This window comes from Clostridium sp. 1001271st1 H5, from assembly GCF_005845215.1.
In the GTDB taxonomy this organism is placed as follows: domain Bacteria; phylum Bacillota; class Clostridia; order Lachnospirales; family Lachnospiraceae; genus Enterocloster.
In genome coordinates, this window is sequence record NZ_SPHO01000001.1 from 432,129 (window position 1) to 455,714 (window position 23,586).

The window sequence follows — 23,586 nt, forward strand, 5'->3', positions numbered from 1 at the left end:
GACACAGAGCCTCCAAAATATGATAGTATAGTTTTGTAACAAAAAAGAAACAGATTTGTAATATCTGAAAGAAAGCGAGGACATACTATGTTATCAGTTTCATCTATGGCACTTGCTGCAATGCTGGGTTCTGCATGCGGCACCAATATGGCAAATATAAATGACTGCAATGCAGCACTTCACAATACGGGAAATTGTCCCCAGGCAGTACAGTACCAGAGAGGCGGCCAGGACCTGAATTCCATGCTGTCACAGATGGGCGTCAGCATGATGCCTGGAAATTCCCAGTGCGGCATCAACTAAGTACTTTGTTGAAGTATATTAATTAGATGCATTCATTAAGTACATCGGTTCCGTATATCCATTCATTGCCACATAATCATATTCCTCATAAAATAAATCCCGGAGAACGGCGTATGAGCCTGTCCTCCGGGATTATTTTCATGTCCGGGGCTATAATAGGCTGTATCCGGTCATAAATATATACAGAAAATTAATTCACTTTTTGGGCTGTATAGGGTAGAATATCGTTACTGCTGTCCCGGAAGGGGTGAATGGCAGTAAGGTCACAGAGGGTGAAAAGGAGCATATCCAATGAATAAAGACAATATGAACATCATATTAAAAGGAATGTGGATTGGGGGAACCATGACGGTTCCCGGAGTAAGCGGAGGTTCCATGGCTATGATTATGGGGCTCTATGACCGGCTGATTTCGTCCATCAGCTCCTTTTTTAAGGAACCGGCAAAGAGTATGGCCTTTCTGCTTAAGTTCGTCCTGGGAGCAGGAATCGGGATGGTGCTGTTTTCACGATTCATCAGCTATCTGTTCACCACCAGAGCCGATGTGCCGCTGCGTTTTTTCTTCCTGGGTGCGGTGGCCGGAGGCGTTCCCATGATATACAGGGAAGCAGGCGTGAAAAGGTTTGACCTGGGCGCAGTTGCCTATCCGGTCATAGGCATTCTTGGAGTGGTGGTTCTGGCGCTGATTCCCTCAGGGCTTTTTACGCCGGACGGGAGTTTCGGGCCGGGGGCCCTGCTTCTTCAGCTGGCCGGGGGATTCATCATAGCGGTGGGACTGGTACTGCCGGGAATCAGCGTATCGCAGATGCTCTACATGCTGGGACTCTATGAAACCATCATAGGAAACATCAGCGCTCTTAACATCCTTCCACTGATACCCCTTGGGGCAGGCGTGCTGGGAGGCATTTTCCTGACCACCAAGGTGCTGGAACGGCTGATGCTGCGCCATCCCCAGCCCACCTACCTGATTATCCTGGGCTTTATGTTCGGCTCCCTGCCGGAACTTTTTCCCGGCATCCCCGCGGGAACGGACCTGGCAGCCAGTCTGCTGGCCGGGGCAGCCGGTTTCGCCGCCCTGTATGTGATGTCCGTAAAAGAGCAGAAGGCTTAGGAACAGGAATCCGGAGCGGTTTTCAAACCGGCCTCAGACGGTTCTGGCGTCTCCCCAGAAGACCAGGCATACGGTGCCGGGGCCTGTATGGGAACCGATGACTGTGCCGATATCCACGATAAAGACCTTTCCGTTTAAATGAGGAAAGGTTTCTTCCACCAGGCCGGCCACTGCCCTGGCATCCTCGGGGCAGGAGGACTGGGACAGAAAGCATTTGCCGTCATAGGCAGGGCCCTGCTCCGCGTGAAGCTTCATCCGCTCCACCATTTCCCGGATGACGCGTTTTTTGCCTCTGTACTTGTCCCGGGGAATCAGCCTGCCCTCCACATTTACATTCATAAGGGGACATATATTGAGCATATTTCCAAAGAAAGCAGCGGAAGCTGATATGCGTCCGCCCCGTCTTAAATGGGTCAAATCAGAGGTGAAGAACCAATGATGGACTCTTTTTTTATGTTCCTCAATCCAGGACGCAAGTTCCTGGTATTCTGCGCCTGCCTGCATCTTCTCCCAGGCCGTGTCCACCAGCAGTCCGTAGCCCGCGGAGGCGCAGCAGGAGTCAATGACGGTAATCCGCCGGTCCGGATAGCGCTCCAGCATTTCATCTCTGGCAATGACAGCGGAATTATAGGTGCCGGATATGCCGGAGGAGAGGGTCATATGGATGATATCCTTTCCTTCTTTTAATATGGGTTCAAACATGGCCTCGTATTGTTCCGGATTTACCTGGGATGTGGTGGGCATGGCGCCCTGGCGTATATTCTCGTAAAAATCCTCAATGGGAATGGACTTACCCAGGTCGTCGTCGTATTCCATGCCGTTCATCCGGAAATGAAAGCAGGAGTAGGGGATGCCTCTCTCTGCCAGATAGGACTCAGGCAAATCAGCTGTGGAACAGCAGGTAATCATATAGGAATTTGTCATGGTTTGCTCCTTTTAGGGTGGGAAAATTAAGCTGTTTCGTGTTGAAAAAAGTATAGCATGCCAGGGGTGCGGTGTCAAATGCAGTGGAAAAACAGATGGAACTGTGCTATGATGTAGGTTGTGTCAAGACGGATTTGCGTATATCCTTGGAAAGGAATGGTAAGTATAATGTATAAATGCTGTATATTCGACCTGGACGGCACCCTGGTGAATTCCATCTATGCCATCCAGAAGTCTGTAAACGATACCCTGAGTTATTGGAACATGCGCGAAATCAGCGTGGAGGAGAGCCGGCTCTATGTGGGGGACGGTTATAAGAAGCTATTGGAGCGCTCCCTCATTGCCTGCGGGGATACGGAGCTGACCCATTATGAGGAAGCAGTGGAGCGGTATCAGGACGTTTTCCGGAAATGCTGCATGTACCGCGTGGAGGCCTATCAGGGAATCAGGGAGCTTTTGGAGTTCCTAAAGTCACATGGTATTTTTATTGCCGTACTGTCCAATAAGCCCCATCCCAGGACGCTGGACAATGTGGAAGGCGTGTTTGGAAGCGGTTATTTTGACCTGGTCTACGGCGAGAGGGAGGATAAGGGAATCAAAAAGAAACCCTGCCCTGACGGCATATGGGCCATAGCTGGGGAACTGGGTCTTGCAAAGGGGGAAATCCTCTATCTGGGAGATACCAACACGGACATGGAGACAGGGGACAATGCAAAGGTGGATACAGTGGGCGTGACCTGGGGATTCAGGACCAGGGAGGAGCTTATGGCCTTCCATCCGGTGCTGATTGCAGACCAGCCGTCCCAGGTCCTCCGGTATATAAAGGATGTGAATGGAATTGAATAAAAGGATACCCTTAAGATACAGGGGGATTACGTGGCTCATGGCCGTGCTTGGAGCCGCGGCAATGGTTATGAGTATATGGGGATGCGCTGCCGCACAGAGGCCGCCTGAACCGGGAAAAGCGCCGGCAGCCGGCCAGGAGGGAACGGATGACCGCCTGTGCGTGGTAACCACCATCTTTCCCTATTATGATTTCGTACGGCAGATTGCAGGCGACCGGGTAAAGCTTAAGCTGGTGGTGCCGGCGGGCATGGACAGCCATTCCTTTGAACCCACGCCCGCTGACATGATTGCCATGCAGGAGGCGGATGTGCTGGTCTGCAACGGCGGCGAGATGGAGCAGTGGGTGGAGAAGGTTCTGGGTTCTCTGGACACCAGCCACATGAAGGTCCTGACCATGATGGACTATGTGGATGTGGTGGAGGAGGAGCATGTGGAAGGCATGGAGGAGGAAGAACACCGCCATGGGGAGGACGGCCGTATAGGAGAGAAGGATGACCATGAGGAAACAGAGGACGGCCATGAGATGCACATCGAATACGATGAGCATATATGGACATCCCCTGTCAATGCCCAGGCCATCGTGAAAATCATAAGCCAGGCCCTTGCGGAGGCGGACCCTCAGGGGGAGAGCCGCTACAGCGCCAATACCCAGGCATATCTGAAGGAGCTTAAGGACCTGGACAGCCAGTTCAGGCAGGTTGTAAAGGACGGGCGTCTCCGTATGATTGTGGTGGCTGACAAGTTTCCCTTCCGCTATTTCGCGGATGAATACGGCCTTTCCTACCGGGCTGCCTTTTCAGGGTGCAGCGGGGACACGGAGCCCAGCGCCAGGACCATAGCCTATCTGATTGACAAGGTAAAACAGGACCGGATTCCGGCCGTCTATTACCTGGAGCTTTCCAGCCACAGGACAGCGGAAATCATCCGGGAGGAAACAGGGGCAGTGCCCCTTCTCCTTCATTCCTGCCACAACGTTACCAGAAAGCAGTTCGACGAGGGCGTTACCTATCTCCAGCTTATGAGGCAGAATGTGGAGAACCTGCGGCTGGGGCTGGATTAAACCGCCATTGGAATGAGCTGTGGACTGGAATAACCAATGTAAAAGAGGAAAAATATGTCACCTTTAATTGAATGCCGGCATGTGGATTTCGGATACGATAACCAGGATGCTGTAATCGATGTAAATATGGAAGTGGACCCGGGGGATTATCTGTGCATTGTGGGTGAGAACGGTTCCGGAAAGAGTACCCTGATGAAGGGGCTTCTGGGCTTGATTAAGCCCACCGGCGGCAGGCTTATAACGGCAGATGAACTGAAACGGACCGGTATCGGCTATCTGCCCCAGCAGACAGCTGCCCAGAAGGATTTTCCTGCCACGGTCCTGGAGGTTGTCTTAAGCGGCTGCTTAAACCGCAGGGGCATGCTTCCTTTTTATTCTAAAAAAGAGAAAGAGATTGCGGACAGGAACATGGAGAAGCTGGGCATCACGCCTCTCAGAAAGCAGTGCTACCGGGAACTGTCCGGCGGGCAGCAGCAGAGGGTGCTCATAGCAAGGGCGCTGTGCGCCACCAGCTCCCTTCTGATACTGGACGAGCCCATTACAGGGCTGGACCCAACGGCCATCCAGGAGTTTTATGCCATGCTGCGGAGGCTGAACCGGGAGGATAAAGTGGCCATTCTCATGGTGTCCCATGATTTGAGAAATGCAGTGGAGGAGGCCAACAAGATACTCCACCTGCAAAAGCGGGTACTGTTCTACGGGCCTGCACACGACTATATGAACAGCCAGGCAGCCGGCCATTTCTTCCATGAGAAGGAGCAGGGCAGATGCAAGCCCACAGCCGGATGCCATACAGTGAAGCTGCACATGCACAAGGAGGAGAAATCATGAATCTGATACGTGAAATGCTTTCCTATCCGTTTTTGGTAAGGGCCCTTGCAGGCGGCATGATGGTTTCCCTGTGCGCCTCCCTGCTGGGGGTGAGCCTGGTGCTCAGGCGGTATTCCATGATTGGAGACGGGCTGTCCCATGTGTCCTTCGGAGCACTTTCCATTGCTCTGGCCATGGGCTGGTCCCCCCTTAAGATATCCATTCCCGTGGTGGTCCTGGCAGCCTTTTTCCTGCTGCGGATTACAGAGAACAGCCGGATTAAAAGCGATGCAGCCATTGCCCTTATATCGGCCAGCGCCCTGGCCCTGGGCATCATCGTCACCTCCCTGACCACGGGCATGACCACGGATGTGAGCAGCTATATGTTCGGAAGCATCCTGGCCATGAGCAGGGAGGATGTGGTGCTCAGCGTGGTTCTGTCCCTGGTGGTTTTGGGGTTGTTTGTGATATGCTACAACCGTATATTTGCTGTTACGTTTGATGAGAATTTTGCCAAGGCAACCGGGGTTAATGTGGGCCGTTACAATATCATCATAGCTGTTCTGACGGCAGTGACCATTGTGCTGGGAATGCGGATGATGGGGGCCATGCTTATCTCCAGCCTTGTGATATTTCCCTGCCTTTCCTCCATGCGGGTATTCAAAAGCTTTGGGGGCGTTATGGTGTCCTCCGGTATTCTGTCCCTGGCCTGCTTTTTTGCAGGTATGGTGGCATCCTACCAGTTTTCCATACCGGCAGGAGCCAGTGTGGTGGTGGTAAACCTGTGCGCCTTCCTGCTGTTCATGGCATGGCAGTCCCTGGGCCGCCTGAGAGGATGATATTTTCCGGCGGTTTCCTGCCGGCGTCCGTTTACAGCTGCTGCAGGCGGTTGTTTCCTGTTTTGCAGTAGACAGTTGGGGGCGGAAGTGCTAAAATGCTCTTTATGCGGAAGGATTTACCATAAAAACAACATGCATTTACCATAAAAATAACGTGCGGGATTAAAATGAGGGGAACATGAATGAGAAGCTGTTTGAAAAAAAACCAAAACATTACCGATTAAAAAAACATATATCACAGACCCAGTTTATTGCCTATGGGTTTTTCTTAATCATTATGACAGGAAGTCTGCTTCTGATGCTTCCCATTGCCAGCAGGGACGGGCAGAGCGAGCCTTTTCTCAACTGCCTTTTTACAGCTACCAGCGCTTCCTGCGTGACAGGGCTGGTGGTGGCGGATACCTGGACCCAGTGGAGCCTGTTCGGCCAGATGGTGCTGCTGGTGCTGATTCAGCTGGGCGGTCTGGGATTCATAAGCATCGGCATCTTTTTGTCCATTGTGCTGAGAAGGAAAATCGGGCTTAAGGAACGGGGGCTTATGCAGGAAAGCGTCAACACCCTGCAGATTGGCGGCATGGTGAAGCTGGCTAAGAAAATCATCATCGGCACAGCTGTGTTTGAGGGAGCCGGGGCCGTTATACTGGCATGCCGGTTCATTCCGGAGTACGGCCTGGTCCACGGTACCTGGTATGGTATATTCCACTCTGTGTCCGCCTTCTGCAATGCGGGTTTTGACCTGATGGGTCATACCAGCCAGTATGTTTCCCTTTGCAATTACCAGGGAGACTGGGTGGTCATTGGAACCATATCCTTCCTGATAATCACAGGCGGCATCGGATTCATTGTCTGGGACGATTTGTCCAGAAAGAAACTGGATTTCCGCCATTATATGCTTCACACTAAAATCGTGCTGGTGACAACGGCCATCCTTCTGGTGACCAGCACCATACTTTTTTACCTGATGGAGCGCAATCATATTCTGGTGGGGATGAATGGTTCTGAGCGTTTCCTGGCCTGCTTCTTCAGCGCAGTCACTCCCAGAACAGCGGGATTCAACAATGTGGACACGGCGGCCCTTACAGACGGCAGCAAGTTCCTGTCAGCCATTCTCATGTTTATCGGAGGAAGCCCGGGCTCCACGGCCGGCGGAATCAAGACCAGCACCCTGGCCGTGCTTCTGCTCTACGTCCACTCCAATATCCGCCAGACATACGGGGTGGAGATTTTCGGGAGAAGGCTGGAGGACGAGTCCATCAGACAGTCTGCCTGTATCCTGACTATCAACTTGGGACTGATGCTGGCAGCCACCATAGCCATTATGGTGTCCCAGAACCTGCCCATGTCGGATGTGTTTTTTGAGACATGTTCAGCCATAGGCACCTCGGGAATGAGCACGGGCGTCACCAGAAGCCTGAATTCATTTTCGCGGATTGTTATCATACTGCTGATGTACTGCGGACGAATCGGAAGCTTGTCCTTTGCCCTGGCCTTTACCAGGTCCAACCGCAAGCCACATGTGCAGCTGCCGGCAGAGCGGATTACCATAGGATAGAGAGGGGTATTAGAGATGAAATCAATTCTTGTTATCGGAATCGGAAGGTTCGGCCAGCACCTGTGCGAGAACCTGGCCAAGCATGACAATCAAATCATGGCAGTGGACATATCGGAGGAAAAGCTGGAGCCTGTTCTGCCCTATGTGGTCAGCGCAAAGATTGGCGACTGCACCAATGAGGCTGTGCTTAAAAGCCTGGGAATCGGCAATTTCGATATCTGTTTCGTCTGCATTGGAAATAATTTCCAGAACAGCCTGGAGGTCACCAGCCTGATTAAGGAGATAGGGGCAAAATATGTGGTCAGCAAGGCGAACCGCAACATTCACGCCAGGCTGCTGTTAAAGAACGGGGCGGACGAGGTGGTCTATCCCGACAGGGATGTGGCTGAAAAGGCGGCGGTGCGCTACAGCGCCAATAATGTGTTTGATTATACGGAGCTGGCGGACGGTATTTCCATCTATGAAATCAAGCCCCTTCCCCAGTGGGTGGGAAAGAGCATAAAAGAATCCGACATCCGCCGGCTGTACGGCATATCGGTTATTGCAGTAAAGAACCCGGACGGCCACATGCGGTTCATGCCCGGTGCAGACCATGTCATAGCGGGGGACACCCATCTGATGGTCATTGGAAAACAGGAGGATGCGGAGAAAATTGTAAAGCATCTTACAAAGAATGTATAAGCCGTATGATGAGTCCAGGATATAATTGGGCCGGAGGAATGGCTGCCTGCGCTGTGACAGGCAGCCGGTTTCTCCGGCTTTTTTTAATGGGAGACAATGGTACGGCAGCAGAATGCAGCAGGAAAGGGCTGTTTCGGAGTGTTAAAAGTAAGACGAATTTTCAATAAGACAGAGGAAACATTGTTGCCGGTATAAGGTTTTTTTAGTATAATTATGCTATATGGGTCTTGGAAATCATACTATAATTGGAGATAATACATAACAAAAGGGAGGCGCATGCTGTGAAAGAACTGTCAATAGGACAGATGGCCCGGCTTAACGGACTGTCAGAACAGACGCTAAGGCTGTATGACAGGGCGGGACTGTTCTCACCCATGTACCGGGATGCGGAAAACGGATACCGGTATTATGATATCCGCCAGAGCGCCCAGCTGGACATGATTCAGCACATGAAGGCCCTGGGCATGTCCTTAAAGGACATCAAGGAACAGATGACGCATTTTGAGCTGGACATGTTCAAAACAATCCTGTACCGTAACCTGGAGGAACTGGAATTAAGGTCCAGGGAGCTGATGTACCAGAGAAGGGCCATAGAGCGTACGCTGGAAAGCTATGAATGGTATGAAAATGCGCCTCCGGACGGAACCATTGTGCTGGAATACATACCCCGGAGGCTGACCTATATGACGGATTCCGGAGTGAATTTCTACGATTACGACATAGACGTGTATGAGAAAATACTGAGGGATTTAAAGGAGAACCTGATTGCCAACCAGCTGTCCCCCATCTATTTTTACAATGCAGGCACCATGATGCGCAGGGAACATCTGCTGGAGGGAAGGTACTATTCCACCGAGATATTTGTGCTGGTGGACCGGGGCTTTGTAAACGACAGCCTGATTACGGAGATACCGGCCAGCACATACCTGTGCATTTACTGCAATGGCTTTGAAAAAGAAAAGGAATACATGGGCCGCCTGGTAGAGGAAATAAAGGCAAAGGACTATCAGGCGACAGGCGACTACATCTGCGAGGTGGTGGCGGAGGTGCCCATGGATATGCAGGAAAGAGGCATGTTCCTGCGCCTGCAGGTGCCGGTATCTTTCAGAAAAAATAACCCTTGACCTGATACCATGTATAAGCTTTATACTATTAACAGAAGCTAATAACACGTTACTTATTTTCAGGAAAGGGGTTTAAGAATCATGATGAATTGCGAAAAAATCCGAGTGGTACAGTATGGCTGCGGCAAGATGGCAAAGTACATCCTGCGTTACCTTTATGAAAAGGGCGCTGAGATTGTCGGGGCAATCGACGTGAATCCGGCTGTGGTGGGAATGGATGTAGGTGATTTTGCAGGGCTTGGCACAAAGCTGGGCGTAGTGATACGGGACGATGCCGATGCTGTCCTGGACGAGTGCGACGCCGACATTGCAGTGGTCACCCTCTTCAGCTTTATGACGGACGTATATCCCCATTTTGAGAAGTGCGTGTCCAGAGGAATCGACGTGGTGACCACCTGTGAGGAAGCCATCTATCCGTGGACCACATCCCCGGCCATCACCAACAAGCTGGATAAGCTGGCCAAGGAGACTGGCTGTACCATCGTGGGTGCCGGCATGCAGGATATTTTCTGGATTAACATGATTGGCTGCGTGGCAGGCGGCGTACACCGCATTGATAAGATTGAGGGAGCCACCAGCTATAATGTGGAGGATTACGGCCTGGCCCTTGCAAAGGCCCATGGAGTGGGACTTACGCCGGAGGAATTCGAGGCCCGGATTGCGCATCCGGAGACACTGGAACCCTGTTATGTCTGGAATTCCAATGAGGCGCTGTGCAATAAGATGGGCTGGACCATCAAGTCCCAGTCCCAGAAATGTGTGCCTTATTTCTACCCGACAGACCTGTATTCCCAGACCATGGGAATGACCATACCCAAGGGAAACTGCATCGGCATGAGCGCAGTGGTAACCACCGAAACCTTCCAGGGGCCTGTGATTGAGACACAGTGCATCGGCAAGGTATACGGTCCGGATGACGGCGATTTGTGCGACTGGAAAATCATAGGCGAACCCGATACCACCTTCTTTGTACAGAAGCCGGCTACCGTGGAGCACACCTGCGCCACTGTCGTGAACCGTATTCCTACCATTTTAAATGCGCCTGCTGGATATATTACAGTGGAGAAGCTGGAGGATGTGGAGTATCTTTCTTACCCCATGCATATGTATCTGGAGGTTTAGAAAGGAAATATTTGAGGGTATCCTTTACCTTTGTTTGCTGGTATGTCCCGGAATTACAGATTCCTCACCTATTTCCGGCTATCCCTCAATCATTGTACCGGCCGGTTATGGGGATGACAACATGCCCTTTGGAATCACCTTTGTGGGACGTCCCTTTACCGAGCCGCTGCTGATTCAGGCGGCATATGCTTTTGAGCAGGCTGTCAGGGCCAGGAAGGCGCCCTGCTTTTAAACGGTGATTTGAACAGGAAACCATGTGTATCTGTAAAACAAGGTTGTTTTATTCAGAATACTTTTGGCAGGATATGGGGAAAGAAAAGGAGAAAGGAAAGGGCGAAAGAGGCCATATGTCTTGACTTTATTCCCCGGATGTGCAACAATATTCAATTGAAAGGCTTTTAAACCAGGGCCCTGTCCTGCCTTTTGGCAGCGGCAGGGCTTCGGATATTGAGAAAGAGGGAAAGAATAAAATGACAAAGATTGATATTATTTCCGGATTCCTGGGAGCAGGCAAGACTACATTCATTAAAAAGCTCCTGGAGGAGGCCATTGCCGGGGAACAGGTTGTCCTGATTGAGAATGAGTTTGGTGAGATTGGAATTGACGGCGGTTTTCTGAAGGATTCAGGCATTGAAATCCGCGAGATGAATTCGGGCTGCATCTGCTGCTCCCTGGTAGGTGATTTCGGTGCATCCCTGGCTGAGGTACTGACGCAGTACAAGCCGGAGCGTATCATCATCGAGCCTTCCGGCGTGGGCAAGCTGTCGGATGTAATGAAGGCGGTCATTGATGTGTCGGCCGACATGGATGTGGAGCTGAACAGCGCTGTGACCATTGTGGATGCGGCTAAATGTAAGATGTACATGAAGAATTTCGGCGAATTCTTTAATAACCAGATAGAGAACGCAGGAACCATTGTACTGAGCCGTACGGATATTACCGATGCCTCCAGGATACAGAAGGATGTGGATATGATTCGGGAGAAGAACGCCAACGCCGTCATCATCACCACTCCTCTGGACCAGCTTGGGGGAAGCCAGCTTCTGGAAATCATTGAGAAGAAGGATACCATGCTGGACGACCTTCTGGCAGAGGTGCGGGAGAGCCGCCGCCATGATGAGGAGTGCCATGAGCATCATGACCATGACGGGGAATGCCATGAGCACCACCATCATGACCATGATGAGGAGTGCCATGAGCATCACCATGACCATGACGGGGAATGCCATGAGCACCACCATGACCATGACGGGGAATGCCATGAGCATTATCACCATGACCATGACGGGGAGTGCCATGAGCACCACCATGACCATGACGGTGAAGGCCACGACCACCATCATCATGATGGCTGCGGCTGCGGTCATGACCACCACGGCCATCACCACCATCATGCAGACGAAGTATTTACCAGCTGGGGAATTGAAACCATTGTTCCTGTGACCCATGAACAGCTGGAGGATGTGCTGAAACGCCTTTCTTCCACCAAGGAGTTTGGGGATGTGTTAAGGGCCAAGGGAATGCTTCCCACAGAGAATCCCGGCGAGTGGCTGTATTTTGACCTGGTGCCGGAGCAGTATGAAATCCGCGGGGGCAGGCCGGATTACACAGGCAAGGTGTGCGTGATTGGCGCCAGCCTGAAAGAGGAAGAGCTGAACAGCGTATTTGGCAGAGGCTGATTGGATAAGGGGAAACAGACATGGCATATGAGATAGAAGACGATATTATGCCCTTGTTTTTAATCAATGGCTTCCTGGAGGCCGGTAAGACCCAGTTCCTGGATTTTACCATGCAGCAGGATTATTTTAAAACAGAGGGCAAGACCCTTCTCATTGTGTGTGAGGAAGGGGATACGGAGTATGACGAGAAAAAGTTAAAGAAGAATAAGACGGAAGTTGTGTTTGTGGATGACATGGAAAAGCTGACGCCCCGGTATCTCAATGAACTGGAGGTTGTCTATCAGCCGGAACGTGTGCTGATGGAGTGGAACGGCATGTGGAACCAGGACGATTTAAAGCTGCCGGAGGACTGGACCATCTATCAGCAGATTACCATTATTGACGGCTCTACCTTTGAGCTCTATGTACAGAACATGAAGCCTCTTCTGGGGGCAATGCTGCGGGGGTCGGAGCTGGTTATCATGAACCGGTGCGACGGGATTCCGGACGACAAGCTGACCGCTTACCGCAGGACCATACGGGCCATGAGCCGGGAAAGCGAGATTGTCCTGGAGGACAAGGAAGGGGAAATCGAGCAGGCCACCCTGGAAGAGGATCTTCCCTATGACCTGGGCGCGGATGTGATTGAGATTAAGCCGGAGGATTACGGCATCTGGTACATTGACTGTATGGACCAGCCGGAGCGCTACAAGGATAAGGTGGTGGAATTTACCGCCATGGTCCTTAAATCCCCGAAATTCCCCAAGGGCCAGTTTGTGCCCGGCCGCATGGCCATGACATGCTGCGAGGCGGACATGACATTTCTGGGGTTTATGTGCAAATGGCCCGGAGCAGAGGAGTACAAGACCAAGCAGTGGGTTAAAGTCCGGGCAAAAATAGGCATTGAATACCAGAAGGATTATCACGGTGAGGGTCCGGTCCTCTATGCCGAGCATGTGGAGCGGGCGGATGAGATAAAGGATGTTGTGCAGTTTTAGGGCGTATCTGAAATTGTTTGCCGTCAGATGACGGGATTGGATGCTCGGACAGGCTCTATGGGCACTGGAAAACAGCAGTGGGACGCAGAATCCTATACGGAGAAATGCGGCCCGCTGTTTTTGTTCCTTGTCTCATTGAAAATTTTTTAAACAACCTTTACCTTGCAAAATCCGGAAAAGTCCATTACAATATAGAGAAAGGGCTTTCACGAAAAAACGGAAGCAGAGCAGGGTGTGAAAATACAGGCGTGTTGAGGATTAAGAGGGGTGAGGGAATGAACATTTATGACATTGCAGCCGAGGCAGGGACATCCATTTCCACGGTTTCAAGGGTGCTTAACAATAAAGGGAATGTGAATCCAAAGATAAGGGACAGGGTGGAGGCAGTACTTAAAAAGTATGATTATAAGCCCAGCGCCATAGCCAGGGGCATGGTTTCCAAGACCATGAAGAATATTGCCATCCTGACAGTGGATGTGCGGGTGACGCACTACGCCAGGATGATATATGTGATTGAACAGGAATTCAGTAATCTGGGGTACAATGTTTCGGTTTGCAATACAGGCGGGTCCATACAGGAGTGCGACCGGTATTTTGAGATACTATCGGAGAAGCAGACAGACGGTATTGTGCTCATTGGCTCTGTGTTCAATGAACTGATAAAGTACCCGGAGATTACGGCAAAGATAAAGGATACACCGGTGGTCATTGCCAACGGGCAGGTGAAGCTGCCTAATTTTTATTCGGTTCTGGTGGATGATACCAAGGCCATCCGCATGGCATCGGATTATATGTTTGACCATGGGCGCATGGATTTATTCTATGTCTTTGACATTGCCACGGACAGCGGCAGGGCAAAGAGGCAGGGATTTCTGGAGGCCATGAAGCTGCGGGACGTGCCTGACGGAAACGACCGGGTGGTGATTGTGGAGGAGAGCAGCCTGGAAGGGGGCAGGGACGCCGCCCGAAAGATACTCTCCACAGGCAGGCCTGTCAACGGGGTGATATGTGGTGAGGACATCACGGCCATAGGACTTATGAAGGAATTTAAGGAAAGAGGGTACCGTGTGCCGGAGGATATAGCTGTAACCGGCTGCAATAATTCGCCGGATTCCAGGATATGTGAGCCTGAGCTGGCCACCCTGGACAACAAGCCTGAGCTTTTGGGCGGAATGTGCGCTTCCCTGCTCCGGGACAGGATGGAGGGAAAGGAGTCAGCCACAAGCGTGGCCATCCAGCCGGAGCTGGTGGTGCGGGGGTCTGCGCTGCTCTGAGGGATGAAGCCCACGGGGATTTTCCCGGGGCAGAAGCAGGGAATGGATGTTCAGACCCGCTCCGGGATATGAAACAGGGTCAGGAGAATTTTGCGGGTCAGAAAACGGAAAGTAATTTCCGCGTGTGTCCCAAGATGAAGAAAGCGCTTTTTGCGAAAAGAAGTTGGTAAAGACAAAGAAAGTTTGCGCCAGCTTCTTTTTATTTTACAAAAATAAGAAAACGCTTTTATAAACACGGAAACAACAGGTGAAAAATGCACAAAAAACCAAATAAAAATAGTACATATTAAATAAAAATGAAAAGATTATGCACTTATATATTGACACAAAACCCTTTAATGCTATAATGATGTCATGAGAAAGCGCTTTCTCAAAAAGGAGAAAGCTAACATAAAAGGAGAGAGAGCCATGAGAGTGCAGTATGAGGATTTATTAAAAAAGTTCCAGGGAATTCTGGAGAGCAGAGGTTTTTCGGGAAAGCATGCTGAGGATGCAGCTACCGTATTTGCGAACAACAGTCTGGACGGCGTATATTCCCACGGTGTAAACCGTTTCCCAAGGGTGGTGGAGTATCTGGATAAGGGAGAGATTGATTCCGGCGCCATCGCAACCTGTGAAACCTCCATGGGCGCCATAGAGCGCTGGAACGGACACAGGGGGTTCGGCCCGCTTAATGCAAAGCTGGCCATGGACCGGGCTGTGGAACTGGCCGGAGAGCACGGCGTGGGAGTTGTGGCTCTTGGAAATAATAACCACTGGATGCGCGGCGGCAGCTATGGATGGCAGGCAGCGGACAAAGGGTGCATCGGTATCTGCTGGTCCAACACCATGCCAAACATGCCTGCATGGGGCGGTAAGGACAGAAAAATCGGCAACAATCCCTTTATCATGTCCATTCCCAGAAGCAATGGAAAACACGCTGTCATTGACTGCGCGGTATCCCAGTTCTCCTACGGAAAGATTGAGGAGGCAAAGCTTAAGGGGCAGCAGCTTCCGGTTCCCGGCGGCTATGACACCCAGGGAAACCTGACCACTGACCCGGCTGAGATTGAGAAGACATGGAGGGTGCTCCCCATGGGATACTGGAAGGGCAGCGGCATTTCCATTGCCCTGGACCTGATAGCAACGGTCCTGACAAAGGGCAATTCCGTAAGCAGGATTGGCACCTTTGGCGATGAGGTGGGGCTGAGCCAGGTCATGATAGCCATTGACCCGTCCAGATTCAACACGCCGGAGGAAACGGACGCCATAGTGGACGAAATCCTGGCAGACATCAAGTCCTCTGAGCCGGTTAAGGAAGGCGGGGAAGTATATTACCCGGGAGAACTGGAGCTCATTACCAGGGAGAACAATACAAGGGACGGAATCCCGGTTATCGACGAGGTGTGGGAAAAGCTGAACAGCCTGGAACGGTAAAGGGCGGAGATAAGAGAGCAAGATAGAGGGGAGATTTAACTCATGGAATATATCATAGGAATATTGATTTTAGCATCGTTCTTTGGCCTGGCCGTTTACGCGGCCAGGGGCGGCAACCTGATGATGGGAATGCTTGTCATGGCCATTCTCTGGACCATACTTCCCATGACCGGCAACCTTCTGGCGTCCAATCCTGATTTTATCGCAGCCAATGGGGACAGCATCCGGATTACATGGATACAGGCATTTTCAAAGGTGTTCCAGAGCGGTCCCGAGGGCTGGGGCTCCGTGCTGGTGAATGTGGTATTCGGCGCCTGGTTCGGCAGGGTGCTGCTGGAGACTGGCATTGCAGCCACTCTTATCCGCAAGACCACGGAGCTGGGGGGCGACAAGCCTGCCATTACCTGTATTCTCCTTTGCATTGTCACGGCTGCCATATTTTCCTCCCTGTTCGGCGCAGGCGCAGTGGTAGCCATCGGCGTCATCATCCTTCCCATCTTCATGTCCCTGGGAATCCCGAAGGTGCTGTCCGTGGTATCATTCATGCTGAGCATAGGCGCGGGCATGTTCCTGAATCCGGTACTCTTCGGACAGTACACTGCATTCTTCCTGGACGGGGAGGGCAAGGTCCTGTACCCCTATGAGCAGTATGTAAAATGGGGCGGCATTGCACTGGCGGTACAGCTGGTATTCACCATTGTCCTGATTCTGTTCTGTATGAGGAAGAAATCCGTGCACTCCTGGGCAGCCAGAAGGCCGGTGCGCCAGAAACTGGACTTTGCTCCCACGCCGTCCCTGCTGACACCCTTTATTCCGGTGTTCCTTCTGATTGCATTCAAGGTGCCGATTATCATGGGCTTCCTGATTGGCGGCTTCTATGCGCTGTTTGTATGCGGAAGGCTGAAAAGCTTCCGGGGCGCCTGCCGGACCTTTAACAAGGACTTCTTTGACGGCGTGGTGGACACGGCTCCGCTGGTAGGCTTTTTGCTGGTGGTTCCCATGTTCAACAAGGCGGCTGAACTATGCATCCCGTATTTTAATGCGCTGCTGGGAAATATTATCCCTCACAGCACCCTGTTCATCACCGTTATCTTCTGTGTGCTGGCGCCTCTTGGCATGTTCAGAGGACCCTTCACCCTTTACGGCTGCGGAGCAGCCACCCTGGGTATCTTAAAGGGAGTTGGCTTTGAGGTGGCTTTCCTGGCGCCTCTGATGATTGCCGCCACAACGGTCATGAACGTGTCCTGCTGCATCACCCAGTCATGGATTGTATGGGGCATCAGTTACGCAAAGGTATCTACCAAGGAATTCTTAAAGATGAGCGTGGTGTGCGGATGGATTATCTGCTGCATCCTGCAGGTTATTACATTTATCATGTTTGGTTAACGGGAGGAGAAGAAACATGGGAAACAGACTGGTGAGAATGGGAATCGACGTTGGAGGAACCCATACAAAGGCGGTTGCGATTGACAACGCCACACATGAAATCATAGGAAAATCTTCTGTCAAGACCACACATGATGACAGGTACGGCGTGGCGGCCGGCGTGGTGAAGGCGTTCCGGAACTGCTTACAGGAAAATGATATTGCCCCTGAGGACGTTATTTTTGTGGCCCACAGCACCACCCAGGCCACCAACGCCCTGATTGAGGGAGATGTGGCCTGCGTGGGCGTGCTGGGCATGGGGCCTAAGGGAATGGAGGGCTTCCTGGCAAAGCACCAGACCCGGCTAAAGGATATCGACCTGGGCTCCGGCAGGAGCATAAAGATTAAGAACCGCTATCTGAGCGACGTCGAAGAGGACGAAAATACAGTCAGAAAGGCAGTGGAGGAGCTGAAGGCGGAGGGCGCCCAGGTGCTGGTGGCGTCAGACGCCTACGGAGTGGACGATATTGCCGGGGAGCAGTTCGTGTTCGAGATTGCCCACGATGAAATGGGTATGGAGACTACTGTTGCCTCAGATATCACCAAGCTTTACGGGCTGACCAGGCGGACCAGGACAGCGGCCATCAATGCCAGTATTCTGCCTAAAATGCTGAATACAGCCAACTCCACGGAGGAGAGTGTGCGGGGAGCCGGTGTGGAAGTGCCCCTTATGATTATGCGGGGGGACGGCGGCGTTATGGAAATCAACGAGATGAAGAAGCGCCCGGTGCTGACCATGCTTTCCGGCCCGGCTGCCAGCGTCATGGGCTCCCTCATGTATTTAAGGGCATCCAATGGCGTGTACTTTGAGGTGGGAGGCACCACCACCAATATCGGCGTCATCAAGAACGGACGTCCCGCCATTGACTATTCCGTGGTGGGCGGACACAGGACTTACATCAGCTCCCTGGATGTGCGGGTGCTGGGGGTTGCCGGCGGAAGCATGATTCGGGTGAACAAGAGCGGCGTCCACGATGTGGGCCCCCGTTCCGCCCATATTGCAGGACTGGATTACGCTGTGTTTACGGATGAGGATGAAATCGTGGAGCCACAGCTGGAATTCTTTTCTCCGAAGGAAGGGGACCCGGAGGATTACGTGGCTATCCGCTTAAAGAACGGCAGGCGCGTTACCATCACCAACAGCTGCGCGGCCAATGTGCTGGGGCTGGTGACGCCCAGGGACTTTTCCTACGGCAATGTAAATGCAGCCAGGAAAGCCATGCAGCCCATTGCGGATTACCTGCACACCACGGTGGAGGATGTGGCTGCCCAGATACTTACCAGGGCCTATGAGAAGATAGAACCCATCATCATGGAACTGGCAGACAAGTACCGTCTGGAACACGACCAGATATCTCTGGTGGGAGTGGGCGGCGGCGCTACATCCCTCATAGGGTTCTGCGCCAACAAAATGAATATTAAATACAGCGTGCCTGAGAATGCAGAAGTCATTTCCTCCATCGGAGTGGCCCTGGCCATGGTCCGTGACGTGGTGGAACGGGTGGTTCCGAACCCCACGCCGGAAGATATCAGAAGCATCAAGCGGGAGGCGGTTGACAAGGCGGTGGAGAGCGGGGCGGCCCCCGGCTCCGTGGAGGTCCATATTGAGATTGACCCGCAGACCTCCAAGCTCACTGCCATTGCCCTGGGCTCCACGGAGGTCAAGACAACGGACCTTCTTAAGGAGTGCACGGAGGAGGAGGCCAGGAACCTGGCGGCAGAGGATTTAAGGGCTGAGCCGGGAAAACTGAGTCTGGTGGGACAGACGCCTAACTTCTATGTCTATAACATGGACAGCAGGGGCCGCAAGCCCCTCCGTATCCTGGATAAGAAGGGCTTCATCAAGGTACAGAGGACGGACGGGGAGGTGGTCCTTGCCAAAGCGTCCTCCTACCGGAGCATTGTATCCAGGATGTGGGAGGAGATGGCCATTTTCAAGGCGGACGCCATCCTGCGGCCCGACTATTATCTGTGTGTGGGAGCCAGGGTCATGGACTTTAACGGCACCGGCGAGCTGGAGCAGATTCTCATGCTCATGGACGTGGAAATGCAGATGGTGGACCCCTCGGAAGATATTGTGATTGTCGGAGCGAAGAATCAGTTGTAGAATAGAAGGGGGCAGGCACGGAGGAGGTTTTTTCATGAAGAGAGAGGACGGCAGAAAACTGTTTCGGGCATTTTTGGGAAACAGCAGGGAAATGGCAGGGGAGCAAAGGGCTATGGCGGAGCAGATGGCGGCTCCCTCAAGGGAACGGTCCCTGTATTCCATGGTGGAACACCTGTTGTCACTGGATGAGACAGCCTGGTACCTCTATGCCTGGTCCAGGGACCCCCTGGAGGGGAAATTTTCCAGGGAACAGAAGCTGGCATACGGCTTCAGGGCGGCACAGTGCGGGCGCAGCGAGGCACGGCTGCTTCCCGGAGGAACAGATGTCTGGGACATTGCCTCGCAAATGGGCCTTAAGGTTTCCGCGCCCAGGGTGCCGGGGGGAGGCGGACATGTGATATTTGCCCAGTATCAGGAACCGGATTCCATTACCATATTCATGGACAGCGCCGGGCGGGCTCAGAAGCTGATTCAGGAAGAAAAGCTGGAAGGGATTTTGGGTAACATTGCAGTGGAGGATGTGCTGCTGGCCCATGAGCTGTTCCATGTGACAGAGTACAGGAAAAAGGATTCCATATTTACCCAGACAGAAAAGGTGGAGCTGTGGAGGAAACCATTTTCCAACCGTTCCCGGATATTGTGCCTGGGAGAGATTGCAGGCATGGAGTTTGCCCGCTGCCTGACAGGAATCACCTGCACCCCCTATGTCCTGGATGTGCTGATGATGTACGGCTATGACAAAGAGGCGGCCACGGCCCTCTACGAAGAAATCGCGGCGTTTGCCGGAAAGGGCGAAGGAAAGGAAGGTTGACATGCTGACTACAAGTATTGATTTAATCCAGAAATACGATTACCTGGAGGAAAAATTCAAAAAAGGCTATGAGTTCCTGAGAAATACGGATTTAAAGGCGCTGCCCCTGGGCCGTGTTGATATTGACGGGGATGAGGTGTTTGCCTCGGTGCAGGAGTATACCACTATGCCGGCAGATACCTGCAGGTACGAGTCCCACAATCTGTATTTCGATATACAGTATGTGGTGGAGGGCCAGGAGCAGTTCGGCTACACAAAGCGGGCAGGGCTCCAGGAGGAAACGCCGTACAATGAAGCGGACGATATCGTGTTCTTTCAGGAACCGGAGCAGGGCGGTTCCGTCCTTCTGAAGGCCGGTGACTGCGCCGTGGTGGCTCCTGAGGATGCCCACAAGCCCAGATGCATTGCGGGCAGCCCCTGTAAGGTGCGTAAGATTGTATTGAAGGTCCGGGTCTGAGAACAGACTCCGGCCAGGTGATTTCCCTCTGTCATATCCGGTTATGGCGGCGCATATGTACCTATTACAGCGCGGCGTTTTTGCAGGATAGGATGGAGGGATTTTTTGTGGGATACGGATTGGCACTGGCAGGCGGCGGGACCAGGGGGGCAGCCCATGTGGGGGTGCTAAAAGCCCTGGATGAGGCAGGACTGCGCCCTGAAGCGGTGGCCGGCGCCAGCGCAGGCGGAATCGTGGCAGGTCTTTTTGCCTCCGGGATGCCGGTCGCCCGGATGGAGCAGGCCGTGCTTCATCTGGAGAAGCACGGAGGGGATTATCTGGACCCGGATTTCGGCGGCCTGCTGGGTTTTGTGCCTCAGCTGCTGGCGGGAAAGGGCGTAAGCCTGTCAGGCCTCATTAAGGGGGATAAGCTGCTGGATTATTTTTTCAGCCTGACCGGACAAAAGCAGATGGACCAGGCTGTGCTTAAAGTGGTTATACCGGCAGTGGACCTGGTCAGCGGGAATACCATCTGTTTTACCGACAGCGACCAGGTGCGGGAGGCGGAGCATGTGACATGGGAGTGGGACGGATATCTGTGCGAAGCCATGATGGCCGGAGCCAGCGTGCCCGCCATATTCGCTCCAAGGAAAATGGGACGGTACCTTCTGGTGGACGGAGGCGTGACGGACAATCTGCCGGTGAATCTTCTGCAGGCCGCGGGTATCCGGGATGTGCTGGCGGTGGACATCGGAGGGGACTACGAGGCGCCTTCGGACCGTTCCGTCATGGAGGTGGCTTCACACTCCTTTTCCATTATGAGCAGCCGTCTGAAGGAGTGCGCCTCCACCGGGGAGGTGCTTTTGCTGAGGCCTCCCTTAAGCTCCGGGGCAGGGCTTCTGACCTTTGAACAGATGGGAGGATGCATGGAGCGGGGATACGAACACACCAGGAAAATGCTTCCTCAGATACGCAAGGCCCTGAATCAGATGTGAAATTGTGTGAAAATACATGATTTTAACCCCGGTATATCTGGCAAATTCATGAAAAAAACAGGACTGGGCCATGAAAAAAACTTTATTCCGGCATTTTCACGGGAACCAGCCCTGAAATTGGGATAAAAATCTATACACCCTCCATTGACACCAACTTTTATATCTGTTATAGTTAATAACCGTACGAAGCGAGAGGATGAAAGGCCCGAGACGTGCCTGTTTACCCCCTCGTTTTTTTGTTCGCGTGGAGGACTTCGTTTCACGAAGAAACTAATAAATTGCGGTGCATGGGATATGCACAGGGCGGCCTGCCGAGGGCTCTTTTGTATGGGACGGCAGAGGAAGAAAGGATATTAACATTATATGGAGACAGTTAAGTTTGACGAGTTACAATTAGACGAGCGGATTATCCGCGCCATCACAGAGATGGGATTTGAAGAGGCATCACCGATTCAGGCTCAGGCCATTCCGGTAGCCATGGAAGGCCGCGATATGATAGGCCAGGCACAGACCGGAACAGGCAAAACAGCCGCCTTCGGTCTGCCTCTTCTTCAGAAAGTGGACCCGAAGGTAAAGAAGCTTCAGGCCATTGTCCTGCTTCCTACCAGGGAGCTGGCCATCCAGGTGGCGGAGGAGATGCGCCGTTTTGCAAAGTTCATGCACGGAGTGAAGGTTCTGCCTATATACGGCGGACAGGACATCGTAAAGCAGATTCGCTCCTTAAAGGACGGAACCCAGGTCATCGTGGGAACTCCGGGCCGTGTCATGGACCATATGAGAAGAAAGACCATAAAAGCGGACCATGTCCTCACCGTGGTGCTGGACGAAGCAGATGAGATGCTGAACATGGGATTCCTGGAGGATATGGAGACTATTTTAAGCCAGCTGCCAGAGGAGCGCCAGACCCTGATGTTTTCAGCCACCATGCCCCAGGCCATTGCCGAGATTGCCAGGAAGTTCCAGAAGGACCCGGTGACGGTCCGCGTCATTAAGAAGGAACTGACCGTGCCCAAGGTAACCCAGTATTACTATGAGGTTAAACCAAAGAACAAGGTGGAGGTCATGAGCCGTCTGCTGGATATGTATGCGCCCAAGCTTTCCATTGTGTTCTGCAATACAAAGCGCCAGGTGGATGACCTGGTACAGGAGCTTCAGGGAAGAGGCTACTTTGCGGAGGGCCTTCACGGAGATTTGAAGCAGGTCCAGCGTGACCGTGTCATGGACAGCTTCCGCAACGGCCGCACCGACATTCTGGTGGCCACGGATGTGGCTGCAAGAGGTATAGACGTAGGGGATGTGGAAGCCGTGTTTAATTATGACATTCCCCAGGACGACGAGTACTATGTGCACCGCATCGGCCGTACCGGCAGGGCGGGAAGGGAAGGAAAGGCATTCAGCCTTGTCATGGGCAAGGAGGTTTATAAGCTCAGGGACATCCAGCGCTACTGCAAGACAAAAATCATTCCCCAGGCCATTCCGTCTCTAAACGATATTACGGAAATCAAGGTGGAGAAGATTCTGGACCAGGTGCTGGATGTGCTGAATGACACAGACCTGACCAAGATGGTGAACATCATTGAGAAGAAGCTTATGGAGGAGGATTATACCTCCATGGATTTGGCTGCTGCCCTTCTCAAGATGAGCATGGGAGATGAGAGCGAAGACATCATCGACAGCTTTGAAACCGCCCGTTCCCTGGATGAGCTGGACAGCTTTGGACGTGGCAGCAGCCGCGGCAGAGGCCGTGAGCGCAGCTCCTACGGAAACCGCCGCAAGGGAGCCACAGACCGCGCTGCCGTGGATTACGTGCTGGGCGAGGGTGATGAGAAGATGGCAAGACTGTTCATCAACATCGGCAAGGCCCAGAGAATCACCCCAGGGGATATTCTGGGAGCAGTTGCAGGTGAGTCCGGTATTCCGGGACGCATGGTGGGAAGCATTGACATGTATGACGGGTATACCTTTGTGGATGTGCCCGGACGCTATGCGGACGATGTGCTGAAGGCCATGGCCCACGCTAAGATTAAAGGAAAGAATATTCACGTGGAAAAAGCGAATACTAACAGAAGATAAGAGCAGGTCCCAGGGACCTGCA

Annotated in this window: 22 protein-coding genes; 21 read left to right on the forward strand and 1 reads right to left on the reverse strand. The window is 52.5% G+C overall.

The genetic code is table 11. The annotated features are described in order from the left end of the window. Positions 1–105 precede the first annotated feature (105 nt). Together FGS84_RS01805 and FGS84_RS01810 are read left to right on the forward strand one after the other, a co-directional pair. Entirely contained in the window at positions 106–303 is a 198-nt protein-coding gene (locus FGS84_RS01805) for a hypothetical protein (protein ID WP_243129802.1), read from the forward strand. Between the two features lie 291 nt (positions 304–594). Next, a complete protein-coding gene (locus FGS84_RS01810; RefSeq protein WP_138306027.1) occupies positions 595–1,413 on the forward strand; it encodes a DUF368 domain-containing protein in 819 nt (272 codons plus the stop codon). A gap of 33 nt (positions 1,414–1,446) precedes the next feature. Here FGS84_RS01810 and FGS84_RS01815 read toward each other — a convergent pair whose 3' ends face one another. Beyond that, entirely contained in the window at positions 1,447–2,337 is an 891-nt protein-coding gene (locus tag FGS84_RS01815; RefSeq protein ID WP_138306028.1) for a DegV family protein, read from the reverse strand. A 156-nt stretch (positions 2,338–2,493) separates the two neighbouring features. Between FGS84_RS01815 and FGS84_RS01820 the strand changes: the two genes are divergently transcribed. From FGS84_RS01820 to FGS84_RS01910, 19 genes are all read left to right on the forward strand, one after another. Then, the gene (locus tag FGS84_RS01820; protein ID WP_347563763.1) at positions 2,494–3,183 is read left to right on the forward strand and encodes an HAD family hydrolase; all 690 of its coding nucleotides are present in this window, start codon (positions 2,494–2,496) and stop codon (positions 3,181–3,183) included. Next, on the forward strand, positions 3,170–4,243 hold the full coding sequence (locus FGS84_RS01825; RefSeq protein ID WP_138306030.1) for a metal ABC transporter substrate-binding protein: 1,074 nt from the start codon (positions 3,170–3,172) through the stop codon (positions 4,241–4,243). The genes FGS84_RS01820 and FGS84_RS01825 overlap by 14 nt, the downstream gene beginning before the upstream one ends. Positions 4,244–4,297: 54 nt before the next feature. Further along, the gene (locus FGS84_RS01830) at positions 4,298–5,074 is read left to right on the forward strand and encodes a metal ABC transporter ATP-binding protein (RefSeq protein WP_138306031.1); all 777 of its coding nucleotides are present in this window, start codon (positions 4,298–4,300) and stop codon (positions 5,072–5,074) included. Beyond that, positions 5,071–5,892 (forward strand): metal ABC transporter permease, encoded by an 822-nt coding sequence (locus FGS84_RS01835; RefSeq protein ID WP_138306032.1) that lies wholly within the window; start codon positions 5,071–5,073, stop codon positions 5,890–5,892. Before FGS84_RS01830 ends, FGS84_RS01835 begins: the two co-directional genes overlap by 4 nt. A 178-nt stretch (positions 5,893–6,070) precedes the next feature. Continuing rightward, entirely contained in the window at positions 6,071–7,444 is a 1,374-nt protein-coding gene (locus FGS84_RS01840) for a TrkH family potassium uptake protein (RefSeq protein WP_138306033.1), read from the forward strand. Positions 7,445–7,459: 15 nt separating this feature from the next. Further along, complete coding sequence (locus FGS84_RS01845; protein ID WP_138306034.1) at positions 7,460–8,125, forward strand: TrkA family potassium uptake protein; 666 nt, start codon at positions 7,460–7,462, stop codon at positions 8,123–8,125. Positions 8,126–8,406: 281 nt separating this feature from the next. Next, positions 8,407–9,249: a MerR family transcriptional regulator gene (locus FGS84_RS01850; protein WP_138306035.1), complete on the forward strand. Its 843-nt coding sequence runs from the start codon at positions 8,407–8,409 to the stop codon at positions 9,247–9,249. A gap of 84 nt (positions 9,250–9,333) precedes the next feature. Continuing rightward, entirely contained in the window at positions 9,334–10,371 is a 1,038-nt protein-coding gene (locus FGS84_RS01855) for a dihydrodipicolinate reductase (protein ID WP_347563772.1), read from the forward strand. 34 nt (positions 10,372–10,405) lie between these two features. After that, positions 10,406–10,603, forward strand: coding sequence for a hypothetical protein (locus FGS84_RS01860; RefSeq protein WP_138306037.1), 198 nt, complete (start codon positions 10,406–10,408; stop codon positions 10,601–10,603). Positions 10,604–10,841: 238 nt separating this feature from the next. Further along, the gene (locus FGS84_RS01865; protein WP_138306038.1) at positions 10,842–12,050 is read left to right on the forward strand and encodes a CobW family GTP-binding protein; all 1,209 of its coding nucleotides are present in this window, start codon (positions 10,842–10,844) and stop codon (positions 12,048–12,050) included. A 20-nt stretch (positions 12,051–12,070) separates the two neighbouring features. After that, positions 12,071–13,027 (forward strand): GTP-binding protein, encoded by a 957-nt coding sequence (locus FGS84_RS01870; protein WP_138306039.1) that lies wholly within the window; start codon positions 12,071–12,073, stop codon positions 13,025–13,027. A gap of 275 nt (positions 13,028–13,302) precedes the next feature. Next, positions 13,303–14,301 (forward strand): LacI family DNA-binding transcriptional regulator, encoded by a 999-nt coding sequence (locus tag FGS84_RS01875; RefSeq protein ID WP_138306040.1) that lies wholly within the window; start codon positions 13,303–13,305, stop codon positions 14,299–14,301. A 408-nt stretch (positions 14,302–14,709) separates the two neighbouring features. After that, entirely contained in the window at positions 14,710–15,717 is a 1,008-nt protein-coding gene (gene yiaK / locus FGS84_RS01880; protein ID WP_138306041.1) for a 3-dehydro-L-gulonate 2-dehydrogenase, read from the forward strand. Between the two features lie 42 nt (positions 15,718–15,759). Beyond that, positions 15,760–17,103: a citrate transporter gene (locus FGS84_RS01885; RefSeq protein ID WP_138306042.1), complete on the forward strand. Its 1,344-nt coding sequence runs from the start codon at positions 15,760–15,762 to the stop codon at positions 17,101–17,103. A 16-nt stretch (positions 17,104–17,119) separates the two neighbouring features. Beyond that, positions 17,120–19,249, forward strand: a complete 2,130-nt coding sequence (locus FGS84_RS01890) for a hydantoinase/oxoprolinase family protein (RefSeq protein WP_138306043.1) — start codon at positions 17,120–17,122, stop codon at positions 19,247–19,249. A 34-nt stretch (positions 19,250–19,283) separates the two neighbouring features. Continuing rightward, positions 19,284–20,060: a hypothetical protein gene (locus FGS84_RS01895; protein WP_138306044.1), complete on the forward strand. Its 777-nt coding sequence runs from the start codon at positions 19,284–19,286 to the stop codon at positions 20,058–20,060. Position 20,061: 1 nt separating this feature from the next. Beyond that, positions 20,062–20,517, forward strand: coding sequence for a YhcH/YjgK/YiaL family protein (locus tag FGS84_RS01900; RefSeq protein WP_138306045.1), 456 nt, complete (start codon positions 20,062–20,064; stop codon positions 20,515–20,517). Positions 20,518–20,624: 107 nt separating this feature from the next. Then, entirely contained in the window at positions 20,625–21,491 is an 867-nt protein-coding gene (locus FGS84_RS01905; protein ID WP_138306046.1) for a patatin-like phospholipase family protein, read from the forward strand. A gap of 363 nt (positions 21,492–21,854) precedes the next feature. Beyond that, positions 21,855–23,564, forward strand: a complete 1,710-nt coding sequence (locus FGS84_RS01910; RefSeq protein ID WP_138306047.1) for a DEAD/DEAH box helicase — start codon at positions 21,855–21,857, stop codon at positions 23,562–23,564. Positions 23,565–23,586: the final 22 nt, after the last annotated feature.

Coding starts and splice junctions, on each gene's coding strand:
- FGS84_RS01805 (WP_243129802.1), top strand. CDS start 106: ATGGCACTTGCTGCAATGCTGGGTTCTGCATGCGGCACCAATATGGCA.
- FGS84_RS01810 (WP_138306027.1), top strand. CDS start 595: ATGAATAAAGACAATATGAACATCATATTAAAAGGAATGTGGATTGGG.
- FGS84_RS01815 (WP_138306028.1), bottom strand. CDS start 2,337: ATGACAAATTCCTATATGATTACCTGCTGTTCCACAGCTGATTTGCCT.
- FGS84_RS01820 (WP_347563763.1), top strand. CDS start 2,494: ATGGTAAGTATAATGTATAAATGCTGTATATTCGACCTGGACGGCACC.
- FGS84_RS01825 (WP_138306030.1), top strand. CDS start 3,170: ATGGAATTGAATAAAAGGATACCCTTAAGATACAGGGGGATTACGTGG.
- FGS84_RS01830 (WP_138306031.1), top strand. CDS start 4,298: ATGTCACCTTTAATTGAATGCCGGCATGTGGATTTCGGATACGATAAC.
- FGS84_RS01835 (WP_138306032.1), top strand. CDS start 5,071: ATGAATCTGATACGTGAAATGCTTTCCTATCCGTTTTTGGTAAGGGCC.
- FGS84_RS01840 (WP_138306033.1), top strand. CDS start 6,071: ATGAATGAGAAGCTGTTTGAAAAAAAACCAAAACATTACCGATTAAAA.
- FGS84_RS01845 (WP_138306034.1), top strand. CDS start 7,460: ATGAAATCAATTCTTGTTATCGGAATCGGAAGGTTCGGCCAGCACCTG.
- FGS84_RS01855 (WP_347563772.1), top strand. CDS start 9,334: ATGAATTGCGAAAAAATCCGAGTGGTACAGTATGGCTGCGGCAAGATG.
- FGS84_RS01865 (WP_138306038.1), top strand. CDS start 10,842: ATGACAAAGATTGATATTATTTCCGGATTCCTGGGAGCAGGCAAGACT.
- FGS84_RS01870 (WP_138306039.1), top strand. CDS start 12,071: ATGGCATATGAGATAGAAGACGATATTATGCCCTTGTTTTTAATCAAT.
- FGS84_RS01875 (WP_138306040.1), top strand. CDS start 13,303: ATGAACATTTATGACATTGCAGCCGAGGCAGGGACATCCATTTCCACG.
- yiaK (WP_138306041.1), top strand. CDS start 14,710: ATGAGAGTGCAGTATGAGGATTTATTAAAAAAGTTCCAGGGAATTCTG.
- FGS84_RS01885 (WP_138306042.1), top strand. CDS start 15,760: ATGGAATATATCATAGGAATATTGATTTTAGCATCGTTCTTTGGCCTG.
- FGS84_RS01890 (WP_138306043.1), top strand. CDS start 17,120: ATGGGAAACAGACTGGTGAGAATGGGAATCGACGTTGGAGGAACCCAT.
- FGS84_RS01895 (WP_138306044.1), top strand. CDS start 19,284: ATGAAGAGAGAGGACGGCAGAAAACTGTTTCGGGCATTTTTGGGAAAC.
- FGS84_RS01900 (WP_138306045.1), top strand. CDS start 20,062: ATGCTGACTACAAGTATTGATTTAATCCAGAAATACGATTACCTGGAG.
- FGS84_RS01910 (WP_138306047.1), top strand. CDS start 21,855: ATGGAGACAGTTAAGTTTGACGAGTTACAATTAGACGAGCGGATTATC.